Below are 26,996 nucleotides of genomic sequence, written 5' to 3'. Positions count from 1 at the left end.
TTCTGACATGAGCTGGCTAGACAAGATCGTCCCGTCGATGGGGCGCATTCAGCGCAAGGATCGTCGCGCAAGCGTCCCGGACGGCCTGTGGCGCAAGTGCCCGAAATGCGAGGCGGTGCTTTATCTTCCCGAACTCGAGAAGCACCACAGCGTCTGCCCCAAGTGTGACCATCATCTGCGTCTGACGGCGCGCAAGCGTCTCGACTGGTTCCTCGATGCCGAGGGCCGGGAAGAACTCTCCGCCGACCTGGAGCCCGTGGATCGCCTCAAGTTCCGCGATTCCAAGAAATACAAGGATCGTCTCTCGGCGGCCCAGAAGGACACCAATGAGAATGACGCCCTGATCGCCATGCGCGGCACCCTCGATGGCATGCCGGTGGTGGCGGTGGCCTTCGAGTTCACTTTCATGGGGGGGTCCATGGGGGCCGTGGTTGGTGAGAAGTTCGTGCGTGCCGCTACCCTGGCGCTGGAGGAAGGCATTCCGCTGGTATGTTTCTCCGCTTCCGGTGGGGCGCGTATGCAGGAAGCGCTTTTCTCGCTGATGCAGATGGCCAAGACCTCGGCGGCACTCGAAAAGCTCAAGCAGGCCGGAGTACCCTATATTTCGGTCCTTACCGACCCGGTCTATGGTGGCGTCTCGGCGTCACTGGCGATGCTTGGCGATCTCAATGTCGCCGAGCCCAATGCGTTGATCGGTTTCGCCGGTCCGCGGGTCATCGAACAGACGGTGCGCGAACAGCTGCCGGAAGGCTTCCAGCGCAGCGAATTCCTGCTCGAACATGGCACCGTGGACATGATCGTGCATCGCAGCGAGATGCGCGATCGGCTGGGTGGGGTATTGCGCAAACTGATCCACTTCCCGGTATCCGGCGTGCCGGAAGAACGCGAACCCGACCTGGTCGACGCCGCCGAACAGCAAAGCGACGAGATCATCGATGACATCAGCCAAGAACGCTGATGACGAGTCGCCGATGTCGGAAACGTTGCCCCTGACCCTGGATGACTGGCTGACCCGTCTGGAACGCCAGCATCCGGTGAGCATCGATCTGGGACTCGAGCGTGTCGCCGAGGTCGGCGAGCGTCTGGGGTTGCTCGCGCAGCCACTGGCCGGTCGGGTGATCACCGTTGCCGGTACCAATGGCAAGGGATCGACAGTCGCCATGCTGGAGGCCCTGGCACGCGCCCATGGGCTGTCGACAGCTACCTATACCTCCCCACATCTGTTGCGTTACAACGAGCGCCTGCGACTGGATGGCCGCGAGGCCGGCGATGACATGTTGATCGAGGGCTTCGAGCGTGTCGAGGCGGCCCGCCTGGCCGGTGAGCCGATCAGCCTGACATATTTCGAGGCCGGCACGTTGGCGGCACTATGGAGCATTGCCCAGCGGCGACCGGATCTTGCGCTTCTCGAGGTGGGGCTCGGCGGACGCCTGGATGCGGTGAATATCCTCGATGCCGATGTGGGCGTGGTGACGACCGTCGCCCAGGACCATGCGGCCTTTCTGGGGTCCGAACTGGAAGGCATTGGCCGCGAGAAGGCAGGCATCCTGCGTGCCGGATGCCCGGCCGTGCTAGGGAGTCCGTCCTTGCCGGCCAGCGTGCGGGGCGTGGCCGACGAACTGGGTGCCCGAGTGCATGCGTTGGGTGAGCATTTCTCACGCCAAGGGGCAGCCGACGCCTGGGAATGGACGGGGCGAAATGACAGTGGACGCCGCATTCGGCTTACGGGGCTCCCCGACCCCGGTCTGCCGTTGGATAATGCAGCAACGGCGCTGCAGGCTTTAGCGTTGGCGGGAGTGGCCCTTGAAGGGACCCATTGCCGACAGGCACTGAAAGAGGTGCAATTGCCGGGACGCATGCAGTGGTTGGGCAACTGGTGCCTGGACGTAGGCCATAATCCTCATGCGGCGGCGTACCTGGCCACACGCTTGGCCGAGCGTCCTTGCCGTGGTCGACGTATCGGCTTGCTGGGCATGTTGGCCGACAAGGATGCCGAGGGAGTGATCGATGCGCTTTCCGAGGTCGTCGATGCCTGGGTGAGCGTGGGCCTCTCCGGTGAGCGTGCACGCAGTGCGGCGGCCTTGGCCGGAACGCTCGAAGCGGTGGGGCAGCCGGTCCTGCACCAGGCGGTCTCGCCCGCGGCCGGGGCGGCCTGGCTGGCAGCCGAGCTCGGCGATGACGATGAGGTCCTGGTGTGTGGGTCGTTCTTCACCGTGGCCGAGGTACTGGCCTGGTGGGAATCGCGGTCGGCGAGGAGGGAGCACAATGAAATACGGAATGCGTGAGCGGCTCAGTGGGGCGGTGATCATCATCGCGCTCGCGGTGATTTTCGTGCCGATGCTGTTCGATGAACCGGCGCCGCGAGAAGAGCGTCCCGAGCCGGTATTGACCATCGAGCAACCCATCGATGTCGAACGGGTGCCCGTCCCCGACCCCGAGCCGCCATCGACCTTGGGCAACATCCGCGAACCACAACCGCTGGGCGAACCCGAGGCCCGGGATGACATACGGAACAATAGGGCGAAGGAGGAACAGTCGGAAGAGGAGCCGGCACAGGTGGTGCAGGTGCCCCCCGTCGAACCGAAGCCGTCTTCCGACGCCAGCGCTCCCGCAGAGGTGAAGCCCAAGCCTGCCGACCCCATCGCCGAATTGGCGCGTGCCGCCGAGGAACGCAGCGATGCGGCCGAGTCGACGACCCCGGCGAGCCCCGCCGGGGAGTGGGCCGTCCAGGCCGGCAGCTTCGGTAAGCCGGGCAACGCCGAGCGGCTGGAAGCCCAGCTCAACGAGCAGGGTTTCAGCGCCTATCGACGCGAGCGTGAAGGCGGTCTCACCAGTGTCTATGTCGGCCCCTATGACAGTTCGGAAGCGGGGGAGCGTGCGCGCACCGAACTCAAGGAGCGAGCCAATATTCAGGGGCTGCTGGTGCGAGTGAGGGCGGCCGAATGAGTCTGACCTGGCTCGACTGGCTCTTCCTCGCGGTGCTGGCCATGTCGATGATGGCTGGCTTTACGCGTGGTCTGATACGTGAGGGGTTGGGGTTGGCGGCGTGGATCGTCGCCCTGTTGGCGGCGCGTATCTTCGCCGAGCCGGTGGCCGACATGTTCAGTGGCCTGATCGACAATCCCGACGGGCGGCTGGTGCTGGCGTTCGTGCTGGTCATCTTCGTGGTGATCATGTTGTGCGGTATCGTGATCCGTCTGGTGCATGCCGCCGTGGAGTGGGTCGGCATGGGCTTTTTCAATCGCGTGGCCGGGACCCTGTTCGGGGCCCTGCGTGGCGCGGCGATTCTGGTGCTGGCGACGATCCTGATCTCGCTGACCCCCTTGTCGCAGCTCCAGGCCTGGCAGGATGCCGAGTTGCGGCCGACGTTCGAGCAACTGCGCGATTGGGCGGTCAGCCAGGTGGAAACGTGGGAGCGACGCGATCCGGAACGCTCCAGTGAGTGGCGCGACATCCCGTTGCCGGATATCGGCGGAGAGGAAACGGACACTCCCTAATCGATTACGCTACCGGCCTGTGTCGGCAGCAAGATTTCATTGCAAGCGAGGTAAGGCGGAATGTGCGGTATCGTGGGCCTCATGGCCAACCAGGCGGTCAACCAGGCGCTGTATGACGCCCTGACAGTCCTCCAGCACCGAGGGCAGGATGCCGCCGGGATGATGACATGGCACGAGGGGCGCTTCCTGTTGCGCAAGAGCAACGGGCTGGTTCGCGACGTGTTCCACACCCGCCACATGGCACGACTGAAAGGCAAGGTGGGGATCGGCCACGTGCGCTATCCCACCGCGGGCTCGTCGAGCGAGGCCGAGTCGCAGCCGTTCTACGTCAACTCGCCGTACGGCATCTCGCTGGCCCATAACGGCAACCTGACCAATTCCGATCAGCTCAAGCAGGAGTTGTTCTCCACCGATCTGCGGCATATCAACACCAGCTCGGACTCCGAGGTGCTGCTCAATGTCTTCGCCCACGAGCTGGGCAAGCAGGGGCATCACCTGAATCCCGAGGATATCTTCGATGCCGTGCGCCGGGTGCATCGCCGCTGTCGCGGCGGCTATGCCGCCGTGGCGATCATCAACGGTTTCGGCATGGTGGCCTTCCGCGACCCCAACGGTATTCGTCCGGTGGTCTTCGGCTCTCGCAGTGAGGACGGCAAGCAGGATGTGATGATCGCCTCCGAATCGGTGGCCCTCGACGTCGGTGGCTTCGAACTGCACCGTGACCTGGCACCCGGCGAAGCGGTATTCGTCGACATGGACGGCAATATCCACACTCAACAGTGTGCCGACAAGCCGTTGCTCGCCCCCTGCATCTTCGAGCATGTCTACCTGGCGCGCCCGGACTCGATCCTCGATGGCGCCTATGTCTACGGTACCCGCATGCAGATGGGCCGCAAACTGGGCGATCGGATTCTCCACGAGTGGCCGGAGCACGATATCGACGTGGTGATCCCGATCCCCGATACCTCGCGCACCTCGGCCCTGGAGCTGGCCCAGCACCTGGGGGTGACCTATCGCGAAGGGTTCATGAAGAACCGCTATATCGGGCGGACCTTCATCATGCCCGGCCAGACCCAGCGCAAGAAGTCGGTGCGCCAGAAGCTCAACGCCATCGATATCGAGTTCCAGGGCAAGAACGTGCTGCTGGTCGACGACTCCATCGTGCGCGGTACCACCTGCAAGCAGATCATCCAGATGGCCCGCGAGGCCGGGGCCAACAAGGTCTATTTCGCCTCGGCGGCACCGCCGGTCCGCTATCCCAACGTCTACGGCATCGACATGCCGGCCGCCAACGAGCTGATCGCCCATGGCCGTAGCGAGACCGAGGTCGGCGAACTGATCGGCGCCGATCGCATCTTCTATCAGGACCTCGAAGACCTGAAGGCTGCCTGCCGTGCCGTCAATCCGACGCTCGAGCATTTCGACTGCTCGGTATTCGATGGCCGCTACATCACCGGCGACATCGACGATGCCTATCTGGCGGATCTCGAGGCGTCGCGCAATGACGCCGCCAAGCAGCAGAATGTGGGTGACCACGCGTTGGTCGGCATGCACAATCAGGATGATGATCTCGACTGAGCGGGGGCGACCATGCACGACGATTCCCATCAACATGAACACGACCGGGACGACCCGACCCGGGAGTGGGCCCTGGCGACCCAGTCCATTCGCGCCGGTCACGCACGTACCCACGAGCAGGAGCACGGCGAGCCGATCTTCCCGACCTCGAGTTTCGTCTACGGCAGTGCCGCGGAAGCGGCGCGCAAGTTCAGTGGCGAGGAACCGGGCAATATCTACTCGCGTTTCACCAATCCCACGGTGCGCAACTTCGAGCGTCGCCTGGCGGTGATGGAGGGCGGCGAGCGCTGCGTGGCCACCAGTTCCGGGATGGCGGCAATTCTCTCCACCGCCCTGGCGCTGCTCTCGGCCGGCGACGAGATCGTTGCCTCGCGCTCGTTGTTCGGCTCGACCGTGAGCCTGTTCGACAAGTATCTGGGCAAATTCGGCATTACCACCCGTTATGTCGAGCTTTCGAATCTCGAGGCCTGGGAGGCCGCGATCACGCCGCGGACCCGGCTGCTGTTCGCCGAAACGCCGTCCAACCCGCTTTCCGAGGTGGTGGATATCGCCGCGCTGGCCGAGATCGCCCACCGCCACGATGCCTGGCTGGCCATCGACAACTGCTTCCTGACGCCGGCACTGCAGCGCCCACTGGAACTGGGAGCCGACCTGGTGATCCATTCGGCGACCAAGTACCTGGACGGTCAGGGCCGCGCCATCGGCGGGGCCGTGGTCGGACCCGACAAGGAACTCGAGGAGCTGTTCGGCGTAATACGTACTTGCGGCCCATGCATGAGCCCCTTCAATGCCTGGATCTTTCTCAAGGGCCTGGAGACCCTGAGCCTGCGCATGAAGGCCCAATGTGCTAACGCCCAGGCCATGGCCGAGTGGCTACAGGCGCATCCGGCGGTAGCGCGCGTGCATTACTGCGGCCTGGAAAACCATCCGCAGCATGCCCTGGCTTCTCGCCAGCAAAAAGCCTACGGGGCGGTACTCGGGTTCGAGGTCGAAGGCGGTCGCGAAGCCGCCTGGTCGGTGATCGATGCCACCCGCATCATGTCGATCACCGGTAATCTGGGGGACGTGAAAACCACCATCACCCACCCGGGGACCACCACCCACGGGCGGCTGTCCGAAGAGCAGAAGGCTTCGGCGGGAATCGCCGAGGGCCTGGTCCGCGTGGCGGTGGGGCTCGAGGACCTCGATGACCTCAAGGAAGACCTGGCCCGCGGCCTCGATGCGCTGCGCTGAGTCTTCTCTCGCCATCGTTGCACGACGCCCCGCACCGCCGGGGCGTCGTGCGTTTCAGGATAGAATTCCTCAGTTCCCCTTGAACCTTCCCTGGGTGCCGTCATCTCAGAGTTGGCTGACATTTCTTTTGCAAGGAGCGTGACGATGAAGATCCTGATGGTCCTGACCTCGCATGACGCCATGGGCGATACGGGTCACAAGACGGGTTTCTGGCTCGAGGAGTTCGCCGCACCTTACTACGTGTTCCTGGATGCCGGAGCGGAGGTCATCCTGGCCTCGCCCCAGGGTGGTCAGCCGCCGGTGGACCCCAACTCCACCCAGCCGGATGCCATGACCGACGCTACCCACCGCTTCGAGGCCGATGAGGATGCCAAGGCACAGCTCGCCAACACCGTCAAACTCAGCGATATCGATGTCGATGCCGAAGGCTTCGATGCCGTCTTCTATCCCGGCGGGCATGGCCCCTTGTGGGATCTGACCGACAATGCCGATTCCGTGCGCCTGGTCGAGGCATTCATCGCGGCCGACAAACCGGTTGCTGCCGTCTGTCACGCTCCCACGGTATTGCTTAACGCCCGTGACGAGATGGGCGCCCCACTGGTCAAGGGACGCGAGGTCACCGGCTTTGCCAATAGTGAAGAAGCGGCCGTGGGCTTGACGGAGGTGGTGCCGCACCTGCTCGAGGACGCCCTGAAGGCGAAGGGCGCACACTATGTGCGCAGCCAGCAGGATTTCGCGCCGTTCCAGGTCCGCGACGGCCTGCTGATCACCGGTCAGAACCCGGCATCCAGTGCGCCGGTGGCCGAGTCGTTGCTCAAGTTGCTGAAGACGGCGTGATTCATTGACGGAGCTCGCTGATCAGCAATGCGAGGCATTGTTTCTTCAGCGTGAATGATGCTTTCACCATTTCCTGGCTGTATCGTCATCATGGAATGAGTATGCTCGACAACGATCGATACTCGATATGTATCGCGCATCTGGAAAGGATACCGAGCAATGTGGCGCAATACGCGACAAGGTTGGGGACTGGTCAGCATCCTACTTCACTGGATAAGCGCTTTCTCTATCGTCGGGCTGTTCGTGCTGGGCTGGTGGATGACCGGGCTCGGCTATTACGACAGCTGGTATAATCTTGCCCCTTGGTGGCATCGGTCGCTGGGCATGCTGCTGCTGGGGGGCACGCTGCTGCGCATGTCGTGGTATGTCTTCCAGCCCACGCCTCGGGTCCCCGGGCGTCGTGTGGAGCGCCTCGCCGCCCACCTCGGCCATGCCGGGCTTTACGTGCTCCTGCTGACAGCACTGCTCAGTGGTTATCTGATTTCCACGGCCGATGGCCGTGGTGTCAGCGTCTTCGGCTGGTTCGACGTGCCGGCACTGGTCCATGATCTTCCCAATCAAGCATCCTTGGCAGGCACGGTGCACTGGTACAGCGCCCTGGCCCTGATGATTCTCGCCGCCGGTCACGCCCTGGCGGCTCTCAAGCATCACCTGATCGATCGCCACGACACCCTGCTGCGCATGTTGTCACCCCGCTTCAGCCATCGCCGCTAGCGGCGATGGCGTCATGTCGGTTCAACCCACTCTATCGATTCAAACCGCAAAGAGACGCTCGTATGTTGAAGAAGACCTTGCTTGCTGCCCTGACCACTGCCGTGCTGGTCCCGATCACCCAGGCCCAGGCTGCCGACTACGTGATCGATACCGAGGGCCAGCATGCCTTCATCCAGTTCAAGATCAACCACCTGGGCTATTCCTACATTCTGGGGACCTTCCGGGACTTCAGTGGCGAGTTCAGCTACGACCCGGATGACCCCGAGGCATCCAGCGTCAATGTGGATATCGACGTGACCAGCCTCGACAGCAATCATGCCGAGCGTGACAAGCATATTCTCAGCGACGACTTCCTGGATGCGGGGCGGTATCCCGAAGCGACATTCCGTTCCACCGGGTTCACCAGCACCGGTGAGGGGGAAGGCCAGCTCGAAGGTGACCTGACGCTGCACGGTCAGACCCGCTCCATCACCATCGACGTCAATCACGTGGGGGGTGGTGACGATCCCTGGGGCAATTATCGTGAGGGCTTCGAAGGCACCACGACCTTGTCGCTGGCCGACTTTGACATCGACATGAGCGATTTTCCCCCGGTGATGAGAGAGGTCGAGATGGACCTGACGTTCGAAGGAATCCGCCAGTAGGATCGGCAATCGTCACCGGCCGCTCCCGGGACCGCCCCCGGGAGCGTTTTTGCATGAAAAAGCCGGTCAGCATCTCGCTGACCGGCTTGGTCGATCATCGCGCATCAAGTCTGGGCTGCCCTTTCAGAACACGTCGTTGAGTACGGCGTCGGGGAAGTGACGGCGTAGCATACGGTTCTGGAAACCATCCACGAAGCAACTGTTGATGATGATGATGAAACGCTCGACGGGGAGACTCGGATCTTCCTGTGCCATGGCGTCGGCCGAGTGGAAGAGGCGGTCATCGCGAATGTGCAGGATTTCGCCTGGATTCAGAACCCGTTCATCCAGGGGCTGAGTACCTGCCTTGTCGGCATACAGGCGGCTGGTGGCACCGCTGACGTTCTCGCGGTTGAGCACCAGGATGCTGAGATACTTGCAGCCGTCGGCATGAATGCCCTGACCTTGCAGCGGATCGAACTGCCCCTTGCCGCGGATACCGGTGATCTGCATCAGGATCGGTTCGCGCGGGCCGATTCCCCATAGCTTGGCCCAGGCGCGAACGAACGCCTTCACATCGCTGCGCTCGACGAAAGCCGGATCCAGGCCGGGATAATACCGTAGCTTGTCCGCCATGCTTTCGGCATCGTTGAACATCCCACCCTGTGCCATTGGGCATTCGCCCATTATCTGCACGTCATCACTGTCGGTGAGATTGAGCCACGACATGCGCTTCCAGCGCCGGCTGACATAGGGGTCGCGTGGCAGGTCGGCGAGAAAGCCCTGCCAGGCATTCAGGTCGATGCGATGACTGATGTCCGCCAGGCTCCACTCGTACTGCGCCAGCTCGTTATGCACACTGGCGGGCCAGTAGCCGTGGCTACTGTCGAAGGTCATGCTGGACAGGTCATAGCCGTGCTTGAGACTTTCATGTTTCATTGCGATTTCCTCTTAGATTCACCTTCAGCAGAACGACTGAAGATGTCGTTGCGGGAGCAACAGTAGAAAGAATGAAAAGCAATGAAAAGAAATGTCAATGAAAGGTATCTTTTTTTCATATTGAGTATGGAGTCATGAAAGGCGCTATGTTGTAGAAGCGGCTACAGAAAAAGCAGTAAGGTTATACGCAGTGGCTACGCATGGAGCTGGGAGCCGGAAAGGTGGTGTGGGTAAGGAGAGCGGGGAGGACGTCACGCCAGGGGAGACTGAAACGGCAGCCCACAGTCGTTGGCAGCGATGTCTAGGGTTGCGAGGCGCTTATGTGTAAGATTGCTTCACGAATGGATGGCCGGTTGGAAGCGGCGCAGACGAAGAAGCCAATGAGAGAGAGCCATGTCCAACGGGCGGTACGATAAGCACGCTGCTTGGCTGCTTGCCATGTCGGTCATGGTCGCCGCCCTGATGGTCGTGTTGCTGATCACCAGTCTGTCATCGTGGGGTGCAGTGCTGGCCAGTGGGGGTGTGATCGTTTCCGCGTCAACGGTGTGGCTGGCCTGGCGGCAATGTCGGAACGTCGTGAGAGCGCCGCTAGTCACCGATGAGTTACAGGCGGCGCAGCGTCGTCACAGCGAGAGTGAGCAACGCTTCCGAGCGCTTCTGGAAAGTCTGCCCAAAGTTGCCGTGCAGGGCTACGATCGCGAACGCCGCGTCATATACTGGAACGAGGCCAGTACGCGACTCTATGGTTATCTGCCGGAAGAAGTGCAGGGCTCTCTCCTGGAAGACCTGATCATCCCCGACGACATGCGCGATGGTGTGATTGCGGGTCATCGAGCCTGGGTGGAGCACGGGATCGAGATTCCCGCCAGCGAGCTTGAGCTCAAGCACAAGAGCGGAGCTCCCGTCTCGGTATTCTCGCATCACGTCATGTTGGGCGAGCACACCGAAGACCCTTTGATGTTCTGTGTCGACGTCGACCTCTCGGACCAGAAACAGGCACGGCGCGATCTGGATTTCGTGACTCGCTTCGATAGCCTGACCCATCTTCCCAATCGCCAGACTTTCGAAGCCGATGTCGAGGTGCTACTGGGGGAATGTCATGACCAAAACCGCTTCCTGGCAGTGGTTTTCGTCGATCTCGATCGTTTCGCCGAGATCAACGATGCCCAAGGCTATGAACAGGGCGATGCCTTGCTGTCCCTGGTTGCCAAGCGGCTACGCCGTTGCCAGCGTAGTTCCGACCTGCTGTCGCGTTTTGGCAGCGATGAGTTCGTCATGGCGTTTCCCCATCTCAAGGCCGACTATGATGTGATGCAGTTGATAGACAAGGTCATCGACACCTTTGGTCAACCCTTCGTACTGGGGCAACGGGAACTGCATGTCACGGCCAGTATCGGCGTGAGTCTGTATCCCGACAACGGTAGCACCGCCCGTGAGCTGATCCATAATGCCGACGTCGCCAAGAATCGAGCCAAACTCTCCGGTCCCAATCGTTACTGGTTCTTCAATCGGCAGATTCACGACGAACTGATTCATCAGCACCAATTGGCCGAACGCTTGCAGAATGCCTTGCGTGACGGTGAGCTGGCGCTTTATTACCAGCCCCAGGTGGCTGCCGGCAGCGGGCGCATCGAGAACCTCGAGGCATTGCTGCGCTGGTTTCCGAAAGAAGGGGGAGCGGTATCTCCGGGTGAGTTCATTGCCGTGGCCGAGCGTTCCAACCTGATTCACCGACTCGGTGACTGGGTGCTGTGTGAAGCTTGCCGACAGAAGGCGCAATGGAAGGCCATGGGGCTCGGCGACTACCGCATCGATATCAATTTCTCGGGTAAACAGGTCACTCAGGTCGAGACTTTCAAGCGGCTTGAGGCCTGTATGGAAGAGTATGAGCTCTCGCCGCGAGACATCGGGATCGAGCTGACCGAGAACGTGCTGATCGAGGCCGATGATCAGGTTCTCGATACGTTGCGACGGCTCTATCACCGAGGCATGAAGATCGCCATCGATGACTTCGGCACTGGCTATTCTTCATTGAGTTATCTGAAACAGTTCCCCGTTACGGCACTCAAGATCGATCGTAGCTTCGTTCGTGACGCCCCCTCCAATCCCAGCGACCAGGCCATCATGGCGGCGACGGTTTTCATCGGTCATCGCCTGGGGCTCGAGGTGGTCGCCGAGGGCGTGGAAAACGAGGAGCAACTCGAGCTGGTGCGTGAACTGGGCTGTGACCTGGTGCAGGGTTACTATCATTTCAAGCCGATGAGTGCGACCGATACCCAGAAGTTGTTGGGTGGCCTGGTGGCGGTGACCGACAAGTATTCAGGTTAAATTCGATAGCCCTTGGCGACGCCAATTGCGAGGTGAGAGTTTTGGGTAGTGGAAAACACCTAAAATATTTTATTAAACAATATAAAAAAACAATAAATGGTTAAAATTTAAAATAAAAGTTTATAATAGAGAGTTTATTTGGAATAATTTCCTGTCTATCTCCCTCTATACTTGCGACCGGTTTTCGGCTTCGACGCGAGTCGCGAATTCCCGCCAGCAAATCGACAAGAGGGGATGGGCAATGAAGGTTCTGGTTCTCGGCAGTGGTGTGGTAGGGGTCACCAGTGCGTATTATCTGGCCCGCCAGGGGCATGAGGTCACCGTCGTCGATCGGCAGTCGGGGCCGGCTCTGGAGACCAGCTACGGTAATGCCGGTCAGGTGTCCTTCGGCTTTTCCTCGCCCTGGGCGGCGCCGGGCATTCCTCAGAAGGCCGTCAAGTGGATGTTCCAGGAGCATGCACCGCTGAAGATCCAGCCCCGGATGGATCCCATCATGGCGCGCTTCATGATGCAGATGTTCGGCAACTGTACCGCCGAGCGTTATGCCATCAACAAGGAACGCATGGTGCGCGTGGCGGAATACAGCCGCGCCTGTATCAATGCCTTGCGTGAAGAAACCGGGATCCGCTATGAGGACCGCCAGCGTGGTTTGCTGCAACTGTTCCGCAACGAGGGCCAAGTAGCGGCGGTAGGCAAGGACATGAAAGTCCTCGAGCAGTGTGGTGTGCGCCACAAGCTCTTGAACGCCGATGAGATCAAGGACGTCGAACCGGCTTTAGCCCGTGTTCCCGGCAAGTTTGTCGGCGGTCTTCACCTCCCCGACGACCAGACCGGCGATTGCCACTTGTTCACCAATCGCCTGGCCGACTATTGTCGTGACCGCCTGGGCGTGAATTTCCGTTTCGACGTCGAAATCCAGCGTCTCCAGCGCAGCAGCGGCCGCATTGAATCCGTGATTACCAGTGAAGGTGAGTTCCATGCCGATGCCTTTGTGGTCTGCATGGGCAGCTTCTCCAAGTTCCTGGTCAAGGACCTGGGTATCCGTCTGCCGATCTACCCGGTCAAGGGCTACAGCTTGACCGTCCCGGTGATCGACGATGGCGGTGCGCCTCAGTCCACGGTGATGGATGAGACCTTCAAGGTGGCGATCTCTCGCTTCGATGATCGTATCCGCGTGGGGGGAACCGCGGAACTGGCGTCCTACGACTTGAGCTTGCTGGAAAAGCGCCGGGCGACCATCAGCATGGTGGTGCGCGATGTGTTTCCGGAAGGCGGCGATGTGGAACAGGCCGAGTTCTGGACCGGCCTGCGCCCGATGACGCCGGATTCCACACCGATCATCGGCGCGACCCGCTACGACAACCTGTGGCTCAATACCGGCCATGGCACCTTGGGCTGGACCATGAGCTGTGGCAGCGGCCACCTGCTGGCCGACCTGATGGCCGGCCGTCGCCCGGAAATCGATCCGCAGGGGCTGGATGTCGCTCGCTACGCCGTATGACCGTCATGCGTAAGCGTCCGCAGTATCTTCACTTCCAGGCATCGCCGGTCTTGTCCCAATAGTGGCCCATTTGCCGCTCTCCAGTGAGATCGTAGAGCTGGTAGCGGCGTTGCAATTTGGCGCCACCGTCGCGGGTCAAGGGTTGCCAGTTCAGTTGCATCCGATCCCGGCTCGAGGTGGTGAAGAAGGCGTCGACGGGCAGTGACAGATACACTCCTTTGTCGAAGCTGCCTTCACCGTAGTCGTCGCCGGCATCGGTGAAGGTGGCCCAGGCGCCCATCCGTACGCCGGAGTCGAACTCCCGCGAGAGGTCGATGGTGGTGCCGATATCCTTGGCCAGGTAGCGACCGACGCTGACTTTGGCCAGCACGTCCTGGAGACCGGTATCCAGGTAGGCAGTGAGGTGGCCGGTCCAGGTGCTGTAGTCGCGTAAGTCGAAACGCTGATCGAACTCGCGCTGCCGCACGTAGTTGAGGTCGGCTCCCAAGGCAACGGGGCTGTTGAAGGGACGGTAGAGCACTTCGACACCGACGCCGGCGTACATCATTTCCAGCAGGCCGCCGTAACCCATGGCATACCAGTCGTCGCCGAGCTTGGCGGTGCGAGTGTACTGCAGGTTGATCAGCCCCAGGTCGGCTTCGTTCAGGTAATCGCCGACGTGAGTCCGTACCCGCGGCAGGTCGGAAGAGGCGATATAGTTGTATCGGTCGAGATTGTCTTCAAAGGTCCAGGTCAAGGTGCTGGAGAGCCAGCCGTTGCGGTCGGTGTGGTACTCGGCATTGGCTTGCAGGAAGAGTCGATACAGATAGCCGTCCGGTCCGCCGAAGTTCTGGTCCAGCCCTGGCCCTATGCTGTAGCGAAAGCGATCCAGGGGTTCTTCGTATAACATCTCGCCATCGCGTTGGGTGTCCGCTTGGGAATAAAGGCTGTAACGGTAGTCGTTTCCGTCTTCCGCGGACTGAGCGGCGGTAACGAACTTTTCGCGCGGTTGTACGTCTTCGCGTAGCGACATACCCGCTGCCTGCCAGCGATAGCGGAACGTCTCGATGTCGTCATCGGTGTAATTGTGCAGGATACGGTTGGCGCGACCGGTGGTCTGGGGCATCGAACGGAAGCGCGTGGGCTCGCCTTCGACCAGTAGGGTATCGCCCCGCTCGATGATGCGTGACACGCGTACGCCAGCATTGGCTTGAAGTTCGCGACTGGCAGCTTGCCAGTCATCGGTATGCCCACTGGGGGCCGATTGGAGTTCCACGGGGGCCGGGTCGCGTTTGATCTGGCTTAGCCCCGCGAGATTGGTACTGAAGCTGATGCTGGCCATGGCGGTATTGCCGCGTTGCCACCCTAACCCGAGGGAGAAGCTATTGCTCAGTTGATAACGGGCGCCGAAATTGAAGGGTGAATCCTGCTCCTGCGGCGAATCGGCGGGCTCGTCAGCATAGTCGTTGCCTTCGTATTCGAACTGCAGGGTCAACGGTTCCCACGCGGTCTGATATTCGACCCCGCCGAACACGCCGACGGGACCGCGAAACAGTTGATTCAGTCCAAATTCCCCGGTTTCCTCTATGCCTCCTTGTCTGGGACGATTCTCGAATCTGTCAGCTACGAACGATAAGGGATTGTCGAAGTCTCCACGCGTCCCGAGATAGCCCCAGCCTAACCCCAGGCTGAAATCGAAGTCGCGCCAGCGCTTGCTGGCGACCAGGAACTCGCTGCCGAACAGTGAGGTACCACCGGCGTCGCGCAGTCCAAGGGCCACTTGTGGCAGGTAGCGGCTTTCCTTCCATAGGCGGAATTTGGCGTCCATGCCTTTATCGAGATAGTTATGGCCTGGTGCGGCTTTGCCGAAACGACGATCTTCGATCTGGATATAGCGAAAACCGGCTTCCAGCCAGTCGAAGGGCTGGAGGCTTACGTTATAGCGGCGATACGGGGCGGTACGACTATAGGAGAGCGAAAACTGCCCCGCGGGCGCCATGCGTGCCGTGGGGGTTTGCATCAGGCCCACCCCGCCGAAATCGCTTTGTTCTTGCATGAAACCATTTGCCTGGGCCTGTATGGGGGCCAGCAGTAAGCTGGTCAGCAACAAGCCGGGAAATGCCGCTGAACGTGGCGCTGGTGTTGGGAACAGTGCGAAGGGGCGACGCTTAGTGGACATCGTCATGCGCAATATTCTGATCCGGAGTGTAAAGAGTGCAGTCGTTGCCGGGCATTCGGGCTGCCAGGTAAGCGGGCAGGTGGTCGTTGATCCAGCGCATCGAGGGGTTGTCGGGGGAAAGCTCGATAATGATGCGACTGCCAGGTGTCAGCGGGATATCTTCTTCGTTCCAGGCGGCGATGCCTTGGGTGTGCGTAGTGCCACTGGGAGTGATGACCTTGGCGTCATCGGCACTGCGGTAGGCGTCACGTGGCATACGCTCGAGGGTTTCGATCAGGCGGCTGCCAGGTTGCCAGTCGAGTCGTGTCACTCCCCTGAAATTCCAGATCTCGAGCCAGTCGGGGATACGACAGGCGCCATAAGAATCCAGCGATGATAGCCGTGGCGCAAGTCGTGGATTGGCGGTCAGCAAGACCAGGTCGGCACGTACCGGCGTGCGCAGAGTGGCAGGCTCCACAAGTTGCCTTTGCCATTGGGCCAGACCTTCGGCGAGATCGGTTGCGCCAGCCTGAGTCTGGCGATCGATCTGGTCGGCCAGTTCCTTTTGCAAGCGGAGGGCTTGCCATTCCAAGACATCGATATCAGCGCTGCGCAGGTAGAAGGCCTGACCTTCGGGAAGCGTCTCCATCGATAGCCAGGCATCCAGCAGGGTAGGGACGTCTTGCTGGGGCGTGGACGTCTCGGCGACCAGTGGGCTGGAGAGCACCAGGGCGCACAAACAAGGCAACCACTTGGTGAATTTGGCACAAGGGATGGGGAAGAGCGTCCTGCTCGGTATCATTTCCACGAAGTCGTACTCTTGTCTGGGTTGCCATCTACCACCACGGTCGAGCGACTTGCCATTCGAGGCGGGAGGCCCCTGGCCAGGCTTCAACATCACCCGCCCACAGGCGTTGGTCATTTGGGGCGCGCCAGGTGATATTGCGGCTGTTGTCACCGTTGGACCATTCCACCCGCTCTTCACAGCGCTGCAGCTCGAGAGTCGCCAGGGGGAGCTCTTGCGGCCGAGCTGCTTCACAACGGCGGCTGACCTGGCCTGACAGATAGTGTTCGTTACCGTCGGCATCACGCCAATGGCTGCTGACGGGATGGCCGCTGTCGCTAGCTTCCCACTGCTCGCTCGATGGGTAGGTCAGGCTCAACAATTCGGCATTGAAGCCAGCCGTGCTATAGGGAAAACCTTGGCGCAGTTGCAAGGTGGCGCGGTCTTGTGCCTGCCACAGCGTGTCCGGGCCTACCTGGTAGGCCATGACCAGCAGTGCCTCATTGCCATTCATGCCTGCTGTCAATGAGGCATAAGGTAGGGCTTCGGCGTGAGCGCTGAGTTCTTCACCTTGGCCAGGTAACAGGGCGAATAGCTCGGGGGCCATAGGGGCGCTGCCAATGCCATGCGTGGAGCATCCGGCCAACGACCAGGTCAGGCACGACAAGACCGCCAATTGGCGGCCTTGTCGATTTGGTTTGCCAAACAGCATCAGTTGGCGGTAGTACCAGTGGTGCCAGTACCGGTACCAGTGCCGGTACCAGCCCCAACACCGATGCCGGCGGCGATCGCCCCGGCCAAGGCGGTACCGGTCAGTGGTCCTGTGGCAATAGTAGCCGCGGTACCGCCAGCAGCGCCGCCTGATGCTGCGACACCTGTCGCCGACTGGGCCATTGCCAGTGGTGACAGCAGCATCGAAGCAATTCCAACAGAAGCTAGAATCTTCTTCATTGGACTATCCCTCCCTCAGTGGATTTTCTAATTACACCAAATTTGCCGAACGCCAAGGAAAAAAGATACAAGACGCCAGCAACGATCATAATGGACATGATTGTTGGCGTGCCAAGACTAAAGCGTTATCTGATTGTTAATTTTTAGTGAGTATTGGTAGTCGTGTCGCTGCTATCAATTGTGCTGCTGAATACGCCAGAAATGGTTGAGATTGTTCTCGGTCACCAAGTAGGAATCGGTACATTTCATGGAATGAAAAGCCAGCGACGATATGAAAAAACATCTTTATTATCATGCCGTTATGATGGATCAGTTTGAGGCGGTCGCATCCATGGAATTCGAGTAAATGACCGGATGCCAGGCGGTGAGACTGCCAAATGCGTGAGGCAGTATCGTCGAGAATGTCGCAGTGCACAAGCAACGCTTGGCTGCTCCTCGATCCCGATTCCGTCCTCCCTTCGTCTCAAAGTGGCTTTCACCTCGTTCTTGAAGGCGTCAATGGTGTCTCTGCTGGTATCAATGGCGGTACCAGCGAGACGCCATGGCTGCCGATGCCTAGTCATCATCGTTGAAAAGATGCCAGTGATAGGGAAGATGCGGCCATTCCTGTTCTTCAATCTCCAGCGAATAATCTCTAGATTAGCTTTCCAGTGAAATCTGTATAAGATTATTAAGAAATGTAGTTATTCGTTATATTAGTTTTTCCATTTGTTTTTTATTGCATCGCAGCATGTGGGGTTTTTCGTACTGTGATATATACAAATGAGAGGGGATGGCGAGCTGGATGAACTGCATAATGGTCGGTTCGACGAGATGGGACTCAGGAATGTGGTATGAGAATTTCATGACCATTTAGAGAAGATGTGACTCAATTTCCATGTTGCCATATGGCAACAGTCGTAGTCGCGAAATATCGTGAATGGTACTTGAGTAGTGGGAAATTGGTCTGTGGTTTTCTTTGTCTTTTTCATTTCAATCTATTGATATATAAAATGTTTTTGTTTTTCATGTCGAGTGAGTGGCGTGAATTGCCTTCCAGAAGGTATGGATGTTTCTGTTTGGAGACACCGAAAATCGCGGCGTCATAATCATGTAACAGATGCTAGCAAAAGTGAGCATGTCATATCTTGATTGGTACAGGTTTCCGTGTAAGGTATGGCAAAACTAATCTGCCTCGCCTGAAGGAATTAATACAGAGGGCAATTGATTCGCTACTGGAAGGCGGAGAAGGAGTGCCCGTCCGTATCGGCAGGAAGGAGCCACGGACAGGCAGTTTGTTGTTTATCGTGCTTGCAGGTGGGGTTTTGGAAGCGATACCCCCACCCATTGGCTGAGATAAAGGCAAATAACAAATCGTTGATTGGGCCTCAGGGATTGAGCCGTAACACCCTGGGGCGGTAGCGTGCCCGGACTTTTTCAGCATGGATGTGCCAATGACCCTACGACTCCGTCGCCGCTGGTTGCCCGTTGCCATACTGGCTGCCAGCACGTTGACTGGTTGCGCCTTGGCGCCCGGTAGTCATATCGACTACAAGACCGATAGCGCTCCCATCGATGATCTGGTCGATATCGAGCCTATAACCCCAGGCCTGGTGGCCTCTTACCGTGAAATGCTAGAAAAGGATGATGCAGCTACGGGCATGCCGCCCGAGCTTCGGCAACAGATTGATGCATATGAGTATTTGGTCGGCCCCGGGGATGTGCTCACCATCACCGTTTATGACCATCCTGAATTGACCATTCCCGCCGGTGGCGAGCGTAGTGCCGAGGAGGCGGGCAATCGAGTGCGCAGCGATGGCAGCATCTTTTATCCCTACATCGGAAAGGTCGACGTTGCCGGCAAGACACTCGAAGAGATTCGCCATGATTTGACCCAGAGGCTAACGTCTGTGATTGCCAAACCGCAGGTCGATGTCGATGTGGCGGCCTTCTACTCCAAGAAGGTGTATGTGAATGGTGCCGTTGCCGAGCCTGGCTCCTTGCCGATCACCAACGTGCCCATGACCATCGCGGATGCGATAAGCCAAGCGGGGGGGGCCGAGGAGCATGCCAACTGGAATGACGTCATCTTGACCCGCGATGGTGTCGAAACGTCAGTGTCGCTGTATGCTTTGATGAGAGAAGGGGATCAAAGCCAGAACCGCTTGCTTCAGGACGGTGATGTGCTGCATGTGCCGACTGCGGAAGACCGGATCGTATCGGTCATGGGGCAGGTTCTCAGCCCGGGCAACATTACGCTGGGTAACGAGCCCGTCTCATTGACGGATGCCTTGGGTCGCGCCGGTGGGCTTCTGGAGGAGAGCGCCGAGCCCTCGGGAATCTTCGTGATTCGCGGTCAGAGCCCGGATAGCGGCAAGCTGGCTACCGTCTACCAATTGGACATCAGAAATGCCGCAGCCTTGACGCTGGGTAACGACTTCCTGCTGCAGCCCCAGGATGTGGTCTATGTCACCACGGCTCCGCTGGCACGCTGGAATCGCGTGATCAGCCTGCTGCTGCCGTCGGCTCGCTTGCCTGGTTACGCAACTGATGCGGCTAATGATTTGAATGGTCGGTAAGCACCATGTTTGATCACATCCTGGTGGTATGCACTGGCAATGTCTGTCGCAGCCCGGTTGGGGAGGCCTTGCTCAAACGGCTTTGTCCTGCCAAGCGAGTGGAGTCGGCTGGCCTTGGCGCCCTCGTTGGGCGGGGCGTCGATCCCCATGCTTCCCGCTTGGGTGAAGCCGATGGCCTAGAGCTTGGTGCTCACCGAGCACGGCAAGTCACTCCGGAAATGTTGCAAGATGCCGATCTGATCCTGGTGATGAGCGAAGGCCAGCGACGAGCCATTGGTGAGCTATCTCCAGCCGCCATGGGTAAGACCATGTTATACGGCCGTTGGCTGGAAGGAGAGCAGCGTCGAGGAATGGAAATCCCCGATCCCTACCGCAAGAGTCCCGAGGTCTTTGCCCACGTGCATCAATTGCTGACCCAAGCCGCCGTCGCGTGGGCGCAGAAACTGCGATAGGTCGGCAACGCCTAACCTAGTCATCGAGCCGCTAATCGAGAGTGTGACTCGAGTGTGCCGGCTGCTCGCTACACAAAAACGCATCGGGCCTGAATACATTTCCACGGAGTCGGATATCGACCTCTTTCCTATTTTCTTTAGGTACTCGTATGTCGCAAACGCCTGCCTCACAACCCGCTGAGGACCAAATCGATGTGGGCCGTCTGATCGGTCTGCTAATGGACCATAAGTGGTTGATCGTAATGATCACTGCGATATTTACCACCATAGGCGTGATTTATACGCTGCTGGCCACGCCGATCTATCACGCCGAGGCACTGGTGCAGGTCGAGGAGGAGTCACCTTCGGTGAATCCGCTCGAGGATGTGAGCACCCTGCTGGGGGGCGAACCACCGTCGCAGGCCGAAATCGAGATCATTCGCTCACGCATGGTGTTGGGCCAAACGGTGGACCTGCTCAACCTGGACATCGTAGTCGAGCCCCAACGGCTGCCACTGATCGGCGACTTCCTGGTGCGCAGTGGGGTCGAGCGCCCCGGCTTCGCGGCGGGATGGGCCAGTACCTGGGCCGGGGAGAGTCTCGAGGTCAGTGAGATGCCAGTCATTGATGACTACCGCGGAGAATCCTTCATCCTCGAGGCACTGGATGAACAGCGCTATGCTCTGTTCCTTGATGGGGAACGGCTGGGGGAAGGTCGTGTCGGCGAACTGGAGAGTTTCCTGGACGGCGCCGTGGCATTGCGCCTCGAGTCGCTGTCAGCGGCACCAGGTGCGCAATTCTCGGTCACCCGCAAGAACCGTATGCAGGCCTTTATCAAACTACGTCGAGCGCTAGCGATCAGTGAGCAGGGCTCGGAGACAGGCATCCTGAACTGGTCGTTGACTGGCCCCGACTCCCAAGCGCTCAAGGTCACCCTCAATACCATTGCCGATATCTATCTATCGCAGAATGTGCGCCGTCAGTCGGAGGAAGCGCGCAAAAGCTTGGAATTTCTTGATCAGCAGGTGCCCAAGGTCCGCGGCGAATTGCGGGCAGCGGAGGATCGCTTCAACCGCTATCGCACTAAGCAGGAAAGTGTCGATATGACGTTGGAAACCGAGTCAGTGCTGGAGCGGCTGGTCGATCTGGAAGGAAGGCTCAATGAGCTGGAATTCGCCGAATCGGATATTGCCCAGCGCTTTACACCGGGCCACCCGACTTATGCCGCGTTGCTGGAAAAGAAAGGGCAACTGGAACGCGAGCGCAATGAGCTCAATGAGCGCATCGGTTCTCTGCCGGAGACTCAGCAGGAGATTCTGCGGCTGAGACGTGATGTTGAGGTCAATCAGGAAATCTACGTCCAGTTGCTCAACAAAGTGCAGGAAATGGAGATTGCCCAGGCCAGTACCGTCGGTAACGTTCGTATCCTCGACGAGGCTGATATTCTCCCTGCCCCGGTCGCTCCCAATAACCCGCTGATCGTGTCGGTGGCAACGTTGCTGGGAGTGTTGCTGGCAGTGGGGGGGGTGTTGCTGCGTGCTGCCTTCAATCGCGGTGTGGAAAGCCCCGAGCAGCTTGAGGAACTTGGCATCCCGGTGTATGCCACGGTCCCGCTTTCCGAGGACCAGCAGAAACTGGTCAAGCGGGTCAAGCGTCGCCGTGATGTTTCGGCGCGGAGCGTCGCCAGTGGGGTGCTGGCGCATTTCAGTCCTTCCGATACCGCCATCGAGGCCCTGCGGGGCCTGCGTACCAGTCTGCACTTCGCGATGCTGGAAACCAGTGACAACCGTCTGATGATCACTGGTCCCAGCCCGGGCATCGGCAAAAGTTTCATCTCTGTCAATCTGGCGGCGGTGTGTGCCCAGGGGGGGCAGAAGGTGCTGGTGATCGACGCTGATATGCGCAAGGGCCATGTCCATACGGCCTTTGGTGGCAAGTCCGAGTATGGTCTTTCCGAGCTGTTGTCTGGCACGATCGATCGGGAAGGCGCCATTCGGACCAGTGAAATCGAGGGGCTGCACTATATGTCGCGTGGTATGGCCCCGCCCAACCCCTCGGAACTACTGATGCGGGAAAGTTTTACCCGCCTGCTGGATGAGGTCAGCCCGGACTACGACCTGATCATCGCCGATACTCCCCCGATTCTTGCGGTAACCGATGCCGCCATCGTTGGCAAACAGGTCGGAACCACCCTGATGATAGCCCGCTTCCAGCTCAATCCGCCCAAGGAAATCAGCGTTGCCCAGCGCCGCCTGGAAAATGCCGGCGTGGAAGTGAAAGGTTGCATACTCAATGCCATGGAGCACAAGGCCGCAACCAGTTATGGCTACGGCTATTACAGTTATTCGTATAAATAAATAGAAGGAAGATGAAAGAAGAAAGATAAAAAGAAAGAAGATGAAAGAAAGAGGATGGGAGAAAAAGCGCCTGGATCGGTACTTTTCTCTTCCAGCCCTGGTATAGGCGCCCTAGAGCGCTAGAGAATCGGGTTGGTCTGGCACGCCTGCCGAAAAGCATATCTTCGACTGTGACAAGACGATGCAGCGCGGGTGAGTAGCCGCGACTGCTCTATCCGATCTTCAATCAACCTATAGGCCCCCAATGGACTGGGATGCTTACTTCTCCATAACCGTCGTAGTGGCGGTACTCGCTGGTCTGGTGCTGACACGCATCGCGCCGGACGTGGTGTTGATGGCGGCGCTGACGGCTTTGGTCATCGCCGGTGTGCTGACCCCTGGAGAGGCCTTGCAGGGTTTTGCCAATCCCGGTGTGATGACCATCGCCACTCTCTACGTAGTCGCTGCCGGCCTCAAGGAGACCGGTGCAGTGCAGTGGATCGCCCACCGTCTGCTTGGCCAGCCACACAGCCTCCAGCGGGCCCAGTTGCGCATGTTGTTGCCGGCCGGCGGCCTTAGTGCTTTCATGAACAATACCACCGTAGTGGCGATGTTCATCCCCGCCGTTCAGGAGTGGGCCAACCGGCTCCGACTCCCTCCCTCCAAGTTACTGCTTCCTCTGAGTTACGCCGCCATTCTCGGCGGTACCTGTACCCTGATTGGTACCAGCACCAACCTGGTGGTCGATGGCCTTTTGCAAAGCCAGACGGGCATTGCTCTGGGCATGTTCGAACTGGCCCGGGTCGGGGTGCCGCTGCTGCTCGTGGGTGGTGCCTTTCTGTGGCTGTTCGCCGATCGTCTGCTGCCCAACCGCGATAGCGTGATCGAACAGTTCGACCAGGCACGGGAATATTGTGTCGAGGTGCTGGTCGAGTCGTCAGGACCGTTGGTGGGCAAGACGATTCAGGAGGCTGGACTTCGCCACCTGCGCCACGGTTACCTGACCGAAATTCAACGTGGCGAGCGGTTATTGACCGTGGTTGCCCCGGAAACCGAGCTTCAAGCCGGCGATATTCTGGTCTTCATCGGGGCCCCGGAGTGTGCGCGCGAGCTGCGCCGGATCCATGGCTTGAAACCGGCCAATGGCGACGTGCACAAGTTGGACATCGCGCATCACCGCCGTTGCCTGGTGGAGGCGGTGATAGGCCCTGACTTCGCCGGCCTGGGCCAGAGTATCCGTGAGTCGCGCTTTCGTTCGCGCTTCCAGGCAGTGATCCTGTCGATCTCTCGCGAGGGGCGGCGTTTGCCGGGCAAGGTCGGCGATATCAAGCTGCGTGTTGGCGACACCTTGTTGCTGGAAACCGCGCAGGATTTCGTCGATCAGTATCGCTACCGCAAGGACTTCCTGCTGGTTAGCGCACTCAACGATTCCACTCCGCCTAACTATAGTAAAGCTCCACTGGCACTGATGGTACTTGGTGCCATGGTATCGCTTAGTGCCTTCGGGGTGCTGAGCATTCTCAAAGCGGCCTTCCTGGCTGCCGGCGTCATGCTGATCACCCGCAGTATCACCGCCAGCAAGGCACGCCGCTATATCAACCTCCAAGTGTTGATCGTAATCGCGGCTTCCTTCGCACTGGGTGCAGCGATGACAAAGACGGGCGCTGCCGAGGCCATTGCTGGCTTGCTGGTGGGAGGAGTCGTCTCCCCTTGGCTGGGGCTGGCACTGGTTTATGCCTTGACGGTGATGTTCACCGAACTCATCACCAACAATGCCGCGGCGGTATTGATGTTCCCCGTTGCCATGGCGGTGGCGGAGCAGCTCGGTGTCAACTCCATGCCCTTTGCCATTGCGATCATGATGGCGGCGTCTGCCAGCTTCATCACTCCCTTGGGCTATCAGACCAATCTGATGGTCTATGGCCCCGGCGGTTATCGCATGGTCGACTATCTCCGTATTGGCCTGCCGCTTAGCCTGCTGGTGGGTAGTACCGCGGTGGCGTTGATTCCCATGGTCTGGCCATTCTGAGGGTAAGGTCTCGACAACCTCCCCTGGCAGTGCCATCCATTGAGCGGCGGTTATTCATGGCCCATTTCCGGAGCTATCGATGCAATTGGCCAAACGCCTGAAAGGCGAGCTGGTGATCTCCTTGGTGCGTACCTTCATTGCCCGCGGTATTGCCGCTTTGGGTGGGCTGTTGCTGGCAGTGGTTCTGGGCCGCCTGTATGGCCCGGCAGGGGTTGGCGTGTTCGCCTTGGCGCAGAGCCTTTACATGGGGGCGGGGATTCTGGCGCGCTATGGCATGAACAATGCCTTGATGCGCTATGTGGGGCAGGATCATCAGGCCCGGGTCATCACGATCTATCTGCGTTGGGCGCTATACAAGGCTGGTTTGTTCAGTCTAGTGGCGGGGGTGGCGATCTTCTTCCTGCGTGGCTATTTGGGGCGCTGGTTCGATGCCGAAGCGCTACCCGGAGTGCTGGTGGGTATTTCTCTCGTCATCCCGGCCTACACCTTGGCCTCCGTGCTGGGGGGCTTCATGAAAGGAGTTCGTCGGCCAGCCACGGCCTGCTTGCTGGAAAATGGCAGCATCTCGCTGGTCGCTTGCGCTTTGGTACTGGGGCTGAACGCATTATGGCCGTTGGTGGGGATTGCCAATGCCGGTTGGGCTTTTGCTCTGGCAGCGTGGCTGGTGTTGGTCCAGGGCGCCTGGCAGACCTGGTGCTGGCTTCAGTCTCAGAACCTTCACGGAACGGACGATTCGGTGACTCAACAGGAGTTTGCCACGAGTTCGCGGGCCTTCTTCGTGTTGAGCCTGGCGCAGTTGATGCAGCAGGTGGTGAGTGTATTGATTGCCGGTTGGTTACTTAGCAATGCCGATCTCGGCTTGTTCAAGGCTGCCGAGCGTACGGCACTGCTGATCAACTTTATCCTGTTGGTCATCAATGCGGTTCTGCCGCCACGTTTTGCCGCTCTTTATCGCCAGCAAAACATGATAAGACTGGACGCTCTTGCTCGCAGAGGGGTGTTACTGGGTTTGGCGCTTGCTGCCCCCATGTGGCTGCTGTGTCTGCTGGTTCCACAGCAGGTGCTGGGCCTGTTCGGGGCAGAGTTCATTGCGGCTGAAAACCTGCTAAGAATCATCGCCTCGGCTCAATTGATCAATGTCGCGACTGGTTCCGTGGGCTTTTTATTGAATATGACCGGCCACGAAAAGCTGATGCGCAATATCGTCCTGAGTTGCAACGCCCTGGGGCTGTCGATGTTCCTTGTTCTGATCCCGCCGTTTGGTGCCTTGGGGGCCGCTTGGGCATTAGCCTTGGTACTGGTGCTGCAGAATCTGACGGCTTTGTTGTTCGTGTGGCGCAAGCTGGGAATCTGGATGCTGCCGACGCCCAATTTACTCAAATGGATGAAAACCGATACGCAGGAGGCAACTTGATGCATCAATCCAACGCTTATCGTCCTGATCATACACAGTGCCAGGCGCTGTTGGCCGGCGTGGAAGCTGCTGGTTGGCAGGTACTTGAAGTCTATAAGCGAGATTTCGAGGTGGAAACCAAGGCCGACAAGAGCCCCCTGACCGAAGCCGATATGGTCTCGCATCATGCCTTGGTGGCACTGCTTGAGGAACTCACTCCGCGGATCCCGATCCTTTCCGAGGAATCCGGTGAGGTGCCATTCGAGACGCGTCAGGGTTGGGGGTGTTATTGGTTGCTCGATCCGCTGGATGGGACCAAGGAATTCATCAAGAAAAACGGTGAGTTCACCCTGAATGTGGCACTGATCGAAAAGGATATGCCGGTATTCGGTATCGTTCACGCACCAGCGCTGGGTATTACCTGGTGGGGCCAACAGGGCGAAGGTGCCTGGAAGGTTCAGGATGGCCAGGCTACGCCTATCAATGTGCGCGGTTTGCCCGATCCTGAACAAGCGGCTTGGAAAGTCGTAGGCAGTCGCTCCCATGGCTCAGCCGAATTTGAGGCCTTCTGCGCTCAGTTGCCTCGACATGAGCGTGTTTCCATGGGCAGTTCGCTCAAGCTTTGCCTGGTGGCCGAAGGCGCTGCCGACCTTTATCCGCGCCTGGCCCCCACGTCTGAATGGGATACCGCCGCCGCACAAGCTGTCGTCATGGCCGCCGGTGGAGAAGTCTTCAATGCCCAGACGCTCGAGCCACTGCGCTGCAACCAGCAGGATAGCGTACTCAACCCCTGGTTTATCGCCTGTGGCCAGCGGGATGAACGTTGGGAAAAAGCTCTTCGAGCCAGCCTTAAGCCGTAAGCTTCAAGCTGTAAGTAACCCTAAGGTTGCAGCCAGTGGTTTTTCTTCCAGCTTCAAGCTTCCCGCTAATCACTTTTTCAAGGAATGATCGATGACTGAGATTACCCCCGAACGCCAAACGCATTTGAAACAGCTCGAAGCGGAGTCGATTCACATCATCCGTGAAGTGGCCGCCGAGTTCCGTAACCCGGTCATGCTGTACTCGATCGGCAAGGACTCCTCGGTGATGCTGCACCTGGCGCGCAAGGCCTTCTATCCCGGCACGCC

23 protein-coding genes are annotated in these 26,996 nt (G+C 59.2%); 18 read left to right on the top strand and 5 right to left on the bottom strand.

Annotated features, from left to right (window positions below; genetic code table 11):
- Positions 1-7: 7 nt before the first annotated feature.
- The 9 genes from accD to ACFOEV_RS09160 all read left to right on the top strand — a co-directional run bounded on the left by accD (position 8) and on the right by ACFOEV_RS09160 (position 8,503).
- Positions 8-958, top strand: a complete 951-nt coding sequence (gene accD / locus ACFOEV_RS09200) for an acetyl-CoA carboxylase, carboxyltransferase subunit beta (RefSeq protein ID WP_386773122.1) — start codon at positions 8-10, stop codon at positions 956-958.
- Positions 936-2,285, top strand: a complete 1,350-nt coding sequence (gene folC / locus ACFOEV_RS09195; protein ID WP_386773120.1) for a bifunctional tetrahydrofolate synthase/dihydrofolate synthase — start codon at positions 936-938, stop codon at positions 2,283-2,285. The genes accD and folC overlap by 23 nt, the downstream gene beginning before the upstream one ends.
- Positions 2,266-2,946 carry an SPOR domain-containing protein gene (locus tag ACFOEV_RS09190; protein ID WP_386773118.1) on the top strand — a complete coding sequence of 227 codons (681 nt, stop codon included), beginning with the start codon at positions 2,266-2,268 and terminating at the stop codon, positions 2,944-2,946. The genes folC and ACFOEV_RS09190 overlap by 20 nt, the downstream gene beginning before the upstream one ends.
- Complete coding sequence (locus ACFOEV_RS09185) at positions 2,943-3,497, top strand: CvpA family protein (RefSeq protein WP_386773116.1); 555 nt, start codon at positions 2,943-2,945, stop codon at positions 3,495-3,497. The genes ACFOEV_RS09190 and ACFOEV_RS09185 overlap by 4 nt, the downstream gene beginning before the upstream one ends.
- 60 nt (positions 3,498-3,557) lie before the next feature.
- Positions 3,558-5,075: an amidophosphoribosyltransferase gene (gene purF / locus ACFOEV_RS09180; protein ID WP_386773114.1), complete on the top strand. Its 1,518-nt coding sequence runs from the start codon at positions 3,558-3,560 to the stop codon at positions 5,073-5,075.
- A 12-nt stretch (positions 5,076-5,087) separates the two neighbouring features.
- On the top strand, positions 5,088-6,308 hold the full coding sequence (locus ACFOEV_RS09175; RefSeq protein WP_386773112.1) for an O-succinylhomoserine sulfhydrylase: 1,221 nt from the start codon (positions 5,088-5,090) through the stop codon (positions 6,306-6,308).
- A 144-nt stretch (positions 6,309-6,452) separates the two neighbouring features.
- Positions 6,453-7,145, top strand: coding sequence for a type 1 glutamine amidotransferase domain-containing protein (locus ACFOEV_RS09170; protein WP_386773110.1), 693 nt, complete (start codon positions 6,453-6,455; stop codon positions 7,143-7,145).
- Positions 7,146-7,304: 159 nt separating this feature from the next.
- The gene (locus ACFOEV_RS09165; protein WP_386773108.1) at positions 7,305-7,859 is read left to right on the top strand and encodes a cytochrome b; all 555 of its coding nucleotides are present in this window, start codon (positions 7,305-7,307) and stop codon (positions 7,857-7,859) included.
- A 62-nt stretch (positions 7,860-7,921) separates the two neighbouring features.
- Positions 7,922-8,503, top strand: coding sequence for a YceI family protein (locus tag ACFOEV_RS09160; protein ID WP_386773106.1), 582 nt, complete (start codon positions 7,922-7,924; stop codon positions 8,501-8,503).
- A 123-nt stretch (positions 8,504-8,626) separates the two neighbouring features.
- Here ACFOEV_RS09160 and ACFOEV_RS09155 read toward each other — a convergent pair whose 3' ends face one another.
- Positions 8,627-9,421, bottom strand: a complete 795-nt coding sequence (locus tag ACFOEV_RS09155; protein WP_386773104.1) for a 2OG-Fe dioxygenase family protein — start codon at positions 9,419-9,421, stop codon at positions 8,627-8,629.
- A gap of 393 nt (positions 9,422-9,814) precedes the next feature.
- Here ACFOEV_RS09155 and ACFOEV_RS09150 point away from each other — a divergent pair, with 393 nt between their 5' ends.
- Together ACFOEV_RS09150 and ACFOEV_RS09145 are read left to right on the top strand one after the other, a co-directional pair.
- A complete protein-coding gene (locus ACFOEV_RS09150) occupies positions 9,815-11,749 on the top strand; it encodes a putative bifunctional diguanylate cyclase/phosphodiesterase (protein WP_386773102.1) in 1,935 nt (644 codons plus the stop codon).
- Positions 11,750-11,990: 241 nt separating this feature from the next.
- Positions 11,991-13,250, top strand: a complete 1,260-nt coding sequence (locus ACFOEV_RS09145) for a D-amino acid dehydrogenase (RefSeq protein WP_386773100.1) — start codon at positions 11,991-11,993, stop codon at positions 13,248-13,250.
- A gap of 28 nt (positions 13,251-13,278) precedes the next feature.
- Here ACFOEV_RS09145 and ACFOEV_RS09140 read toward each other — a convergent pair whose 3' ends face one another.
- From ACFOEV_RS09140 to ACFOEV_RS09125, 4 genes are all read right to left on the bottom strand, one after another.
- The gene (locus tag ACFOEV_RS09140) at positions 13,279-15,285 is read right to left on the bottom strand and encodes a YjbH domain-containing protein (RefSeq protein WP_386773098.1); all 2,007 of its coding nucleotides are present in this window, start codon (positions 15,283-15,285) and stop codon (positions 13,279-13,281) included.
- 112 nt (positions 15,286-15,397) lie between these two features.
- Entirely contained in the window at positions 15,398-16,189 is a 792-nt protein-coding gene (locus ACFOEV_RS09135; RefSeq protein ID WP_386773166.1) for a capsule biosynthesis GfcC family protein, read from the bottom strand.
- Between the two features lie 34 nt (positions 16,190-16,223).
- A complete protein-coding gene (locus tag ACFOEV_RS09130) occupies positions 16,224-16,778 on the bottom strand; it encodes a YjbF family lipoprotein (RefSeq protein WP_386773096.1) in 555 nt (184 codons plus the stop codon).
- A gap of 104 nt (positions 16,779-16,882) precedes the next feature.
- Complete coding sequence (locus tag ACFOEV_RS09125; RefSeq protein ID WP_386773094.1) at positions 16,883-17,122, bottom strand: hypothetical protein; 240 nt, start codon at positions 17,120-17,122, stop codon at positions 16,883-16,885.
- Positions 17,123-18,555: 1,433 nt separating this feature from the next.
- On the opposite strand from ACFOEV_RS09125, the gene ACFOEV_RS09120 reads away from it, so the two are divergent.
- The 7 genes from ACFOEV_RS09120 to ACFOEV_RS09090 form a co-directional block, all read left to right on the top strand.
- Entirely contained in the window at positions 18,556-19,680 is a 1,125-nt protein-coding gene (locus tag ACFOEV_RS09120; protein WP_386773092.1) for a polysaccharide export protein, read from the top strand.
- 5 nt (positions 19,681-19,685) lie between these two features.
- Positions 19,686-20,132: a low molecular weight protein-tyrosine-phosphatase gene (locus tag ACFOEV_RS09115; protein WP_386773090.1), complete on the top strand. Its 447-nt coding sequence runs from the start codon at positions 19,686-19,688 to the stop codon at positions 20,130-20,132.
- 149 nt (positions 20,133-20,281) lie between these two features.
- Complete coding sequence (locus tag ACFOEV_RS09110; RefSeq protein ID WP_386773088.1) at positions 20,282-22,468, top strand: polysaccharide biosynthesis tyrosine autokinase; 2,187 nt, start codon at positions 20,282-20,284, stop codon at positions 22,466-22,468.
- 244 nt (positions 22,469-22,712) lie between these two features.
- Complete coding sequence (locus tag ACFOEV_RS09105; protein WP_386773086.1) at positions 22,713-24,476, top strand: SLC13 family permease; 1,764 nt, start codon at positions 22,713-22,715, stop codon at positions 24,474-24,476.
- A gap of 79 nt (positions 24,477-24,555) precedes the next feature.
- Positions 24,556-25,890: a lipopolysaccharide biosynthesis protein gene (locus ACFOEV_RS09100; protein WP_386773084.1), complete on the top strand. Its 1,335-nt coding sequence runs from the start codon at positions 24,556-24,558 to the stop codon at positions 25,888-25,890.
- Complete coding sequence (cysQ, locus tag ACFOEV_RS09095; protein WP_386773164.1) at positions 25,890-26,729, top strand: 3'(2'),5'-bisphosphate nucleotidase CysQ; 840 nt, start codon at positions 25,890-25,892, stop codon at positions 26,727-26,729. Before ACFOEV_RS09100 ends, cysQ begins: the two co-directional genes overlap by 1 nt.
- A 91-nt stretch (positions 26,730-26,820) precedes the next feature.
- The coding region (locus tag ACFOEV_RS09090) for a phosphoadenosine phosphosulfate reductase domain-containing protein (RefSeq protein WP_386773162.1) at positions 26,821-26,996 on the top strand (176 nt) is incomplete at its 3' end.

The sequence above is a fragment of the Litchfieldella rifensis genome, from assembly GCF_042646605.1.
GTDB classification, from domain to species: Bacteria; Pseudomonadota; Gammaproteobacteria; order Pseudomonadales; family Halomonadaceae; genus Litchfieldella; species Litchfieldella rifensis.
This window is presented reverse-complemented; position numbering and strand designations above follow the sequence as displayed.

Coding starts and splice junctions, on each gene's coding strand:
- ACFOEV_RS09125 (WP_386773094.1), bottom strand. CDS start 17,122: ATGAAGAAGATTCTAGCTTCTGTTGGAATTGCTTCGATGCTGCTGTCA.
- cysQ (WP_386773164.1), top strand. CDS start 25,890: ATGCATCAATCCAACGCTTATCGTCCTGATCATACACAGTGCCAGGCG.
- ACFOEV_RS09190 (WP_386773118.1), top strand. CDS start 2,266: ATGAAATACGGAATGCGTGAGCGGCTCAGTGGGGCGGTGATCATCATC.
- ACFOEV_RS09130 (WP_386773096.1), bottom strand. CDS start 16,778: ATGGCCCCCGAGCTATTCGCCCTGTTACCTGGCCAAGGTGAAGAACTC.
- ACFOEV_RS09105 (WP_386773086.1), top strand. CDS start 22,713: ATGGACTGGGATGCTTACTTCTCCATAACCGTCGTAGTGGCGGTACTC.
- ACFOEV_RS09135 (WP_386773166.1), bottom strand. CDS start 16,189: ATGATACCGAGCAGGACGCTCTTCCCCATCCCTTGTGCCAAATTCACC.
- ACFOEV_RS09145 (WP_386773100.1), top strand. CDS start 11,991: ATGAAGGTTCTGGTTCTCGGCAGTGGTGTGGTAGGGGTCACCAGTGCG.
- ACFOEV_RS09110 (WP_386773088.1), top strand. CDS start 20,282: ATGTCGCAAACGCCTGCCTCACAACCCGCTGAGGACCAAATCGATGTG.
- folC (WP_386773120.1), top strand. CDS start 936: ATGACATCAGCCAAGAACGCTGATGACGAGTCGCCGATGTCGGAAACG.
- ACFOEV_RS09140 (WP_386773098.1), bottom strand. CDS start 15,285: ATGCAAGAACAAAGCGATTTCGGCGGGGTGGGCCTGATGCAAACCCCC.
- ACFOEV_RS09115 (WP_386773090.1), top strand. CDS start 19,686: ATGTTTGATCACATCCTGGTGGTATGCACTGGCAATGTCTGTCGCAGC.
- ACFOEV_RS09175 (WP_386773112.1), top strand. CDS start 5,088: ATGCACGACGATTCCCATCAACATGAACACGACCGGGACGACCCGACC.
- accD (WP_386773122.1), top strand. CDS start 8: ATGAGCTGGCTAGACAAGATCGTCCCGTCGATGGGGCGCATTCAGCGC.
- ACFOEV_RS09185 (WP_386773116.1), top strand. CDS start 2,943: ATGAGTCTGACCTGGCTCGACTGGCTCTTCCTCGCGGTGCTGGCCATG.
- ACFOEV_RS09170 (WP_386773110.1), top strand. CDS start 6,453: ATGAAGATCCTGATGGTCCTGACCTCGCATGACGCCATGGGCGATACG.
- ACFOEV_RS09165 (WP_386773108.1), top strand. CDS start 7,305: ATGTGGCGCAATACGCGACAAGGTTGGGGACTGGTCAGCATCCTACTT.
- ACFOEV_RS09160 (WP_386773106.1), top strand. CDS start 7,922: ATGTTGAAGAAGACCTTGCTTGCTGCCCTGACCACTGCCGTGCTGGTC.
- purF (WP_386773114.1), top strand. CDS start 3,558: ATGTGCGGTATCGTGGGCCTCATGGCCAACCAGGCGGTCAACCAGGCG.
- ACFOEV_RS09120 (WP_386773092.1), top strand. CDS start 18,556: ATGACCCTACGACTCCGTCGCCGCTGGTTGCCCGTTGCCATACTGGCT.
- ACFOEV_RS09100 (WP_386773084.1), top strand. CDS start 24,556: ATGCAATTGGCCAAACGCCTGAAAGGCGAGCTGGTGATCTCCTTGGTG.
- ACFOEV_RS09150 (WP_386773102.1), top strand. CDS start 9,815: ATGTCCAACGGGCGGTACGATAAGCACGCTGCTTGGCTGCTTGCCATG.
- ACFOEV_RS09155 (WP_386773104.1), bottom strand. CDS start 9,421: ATGAAACATGAAAGTCTCAAGCACGGCTATGACCTGTCCAGCATGACC.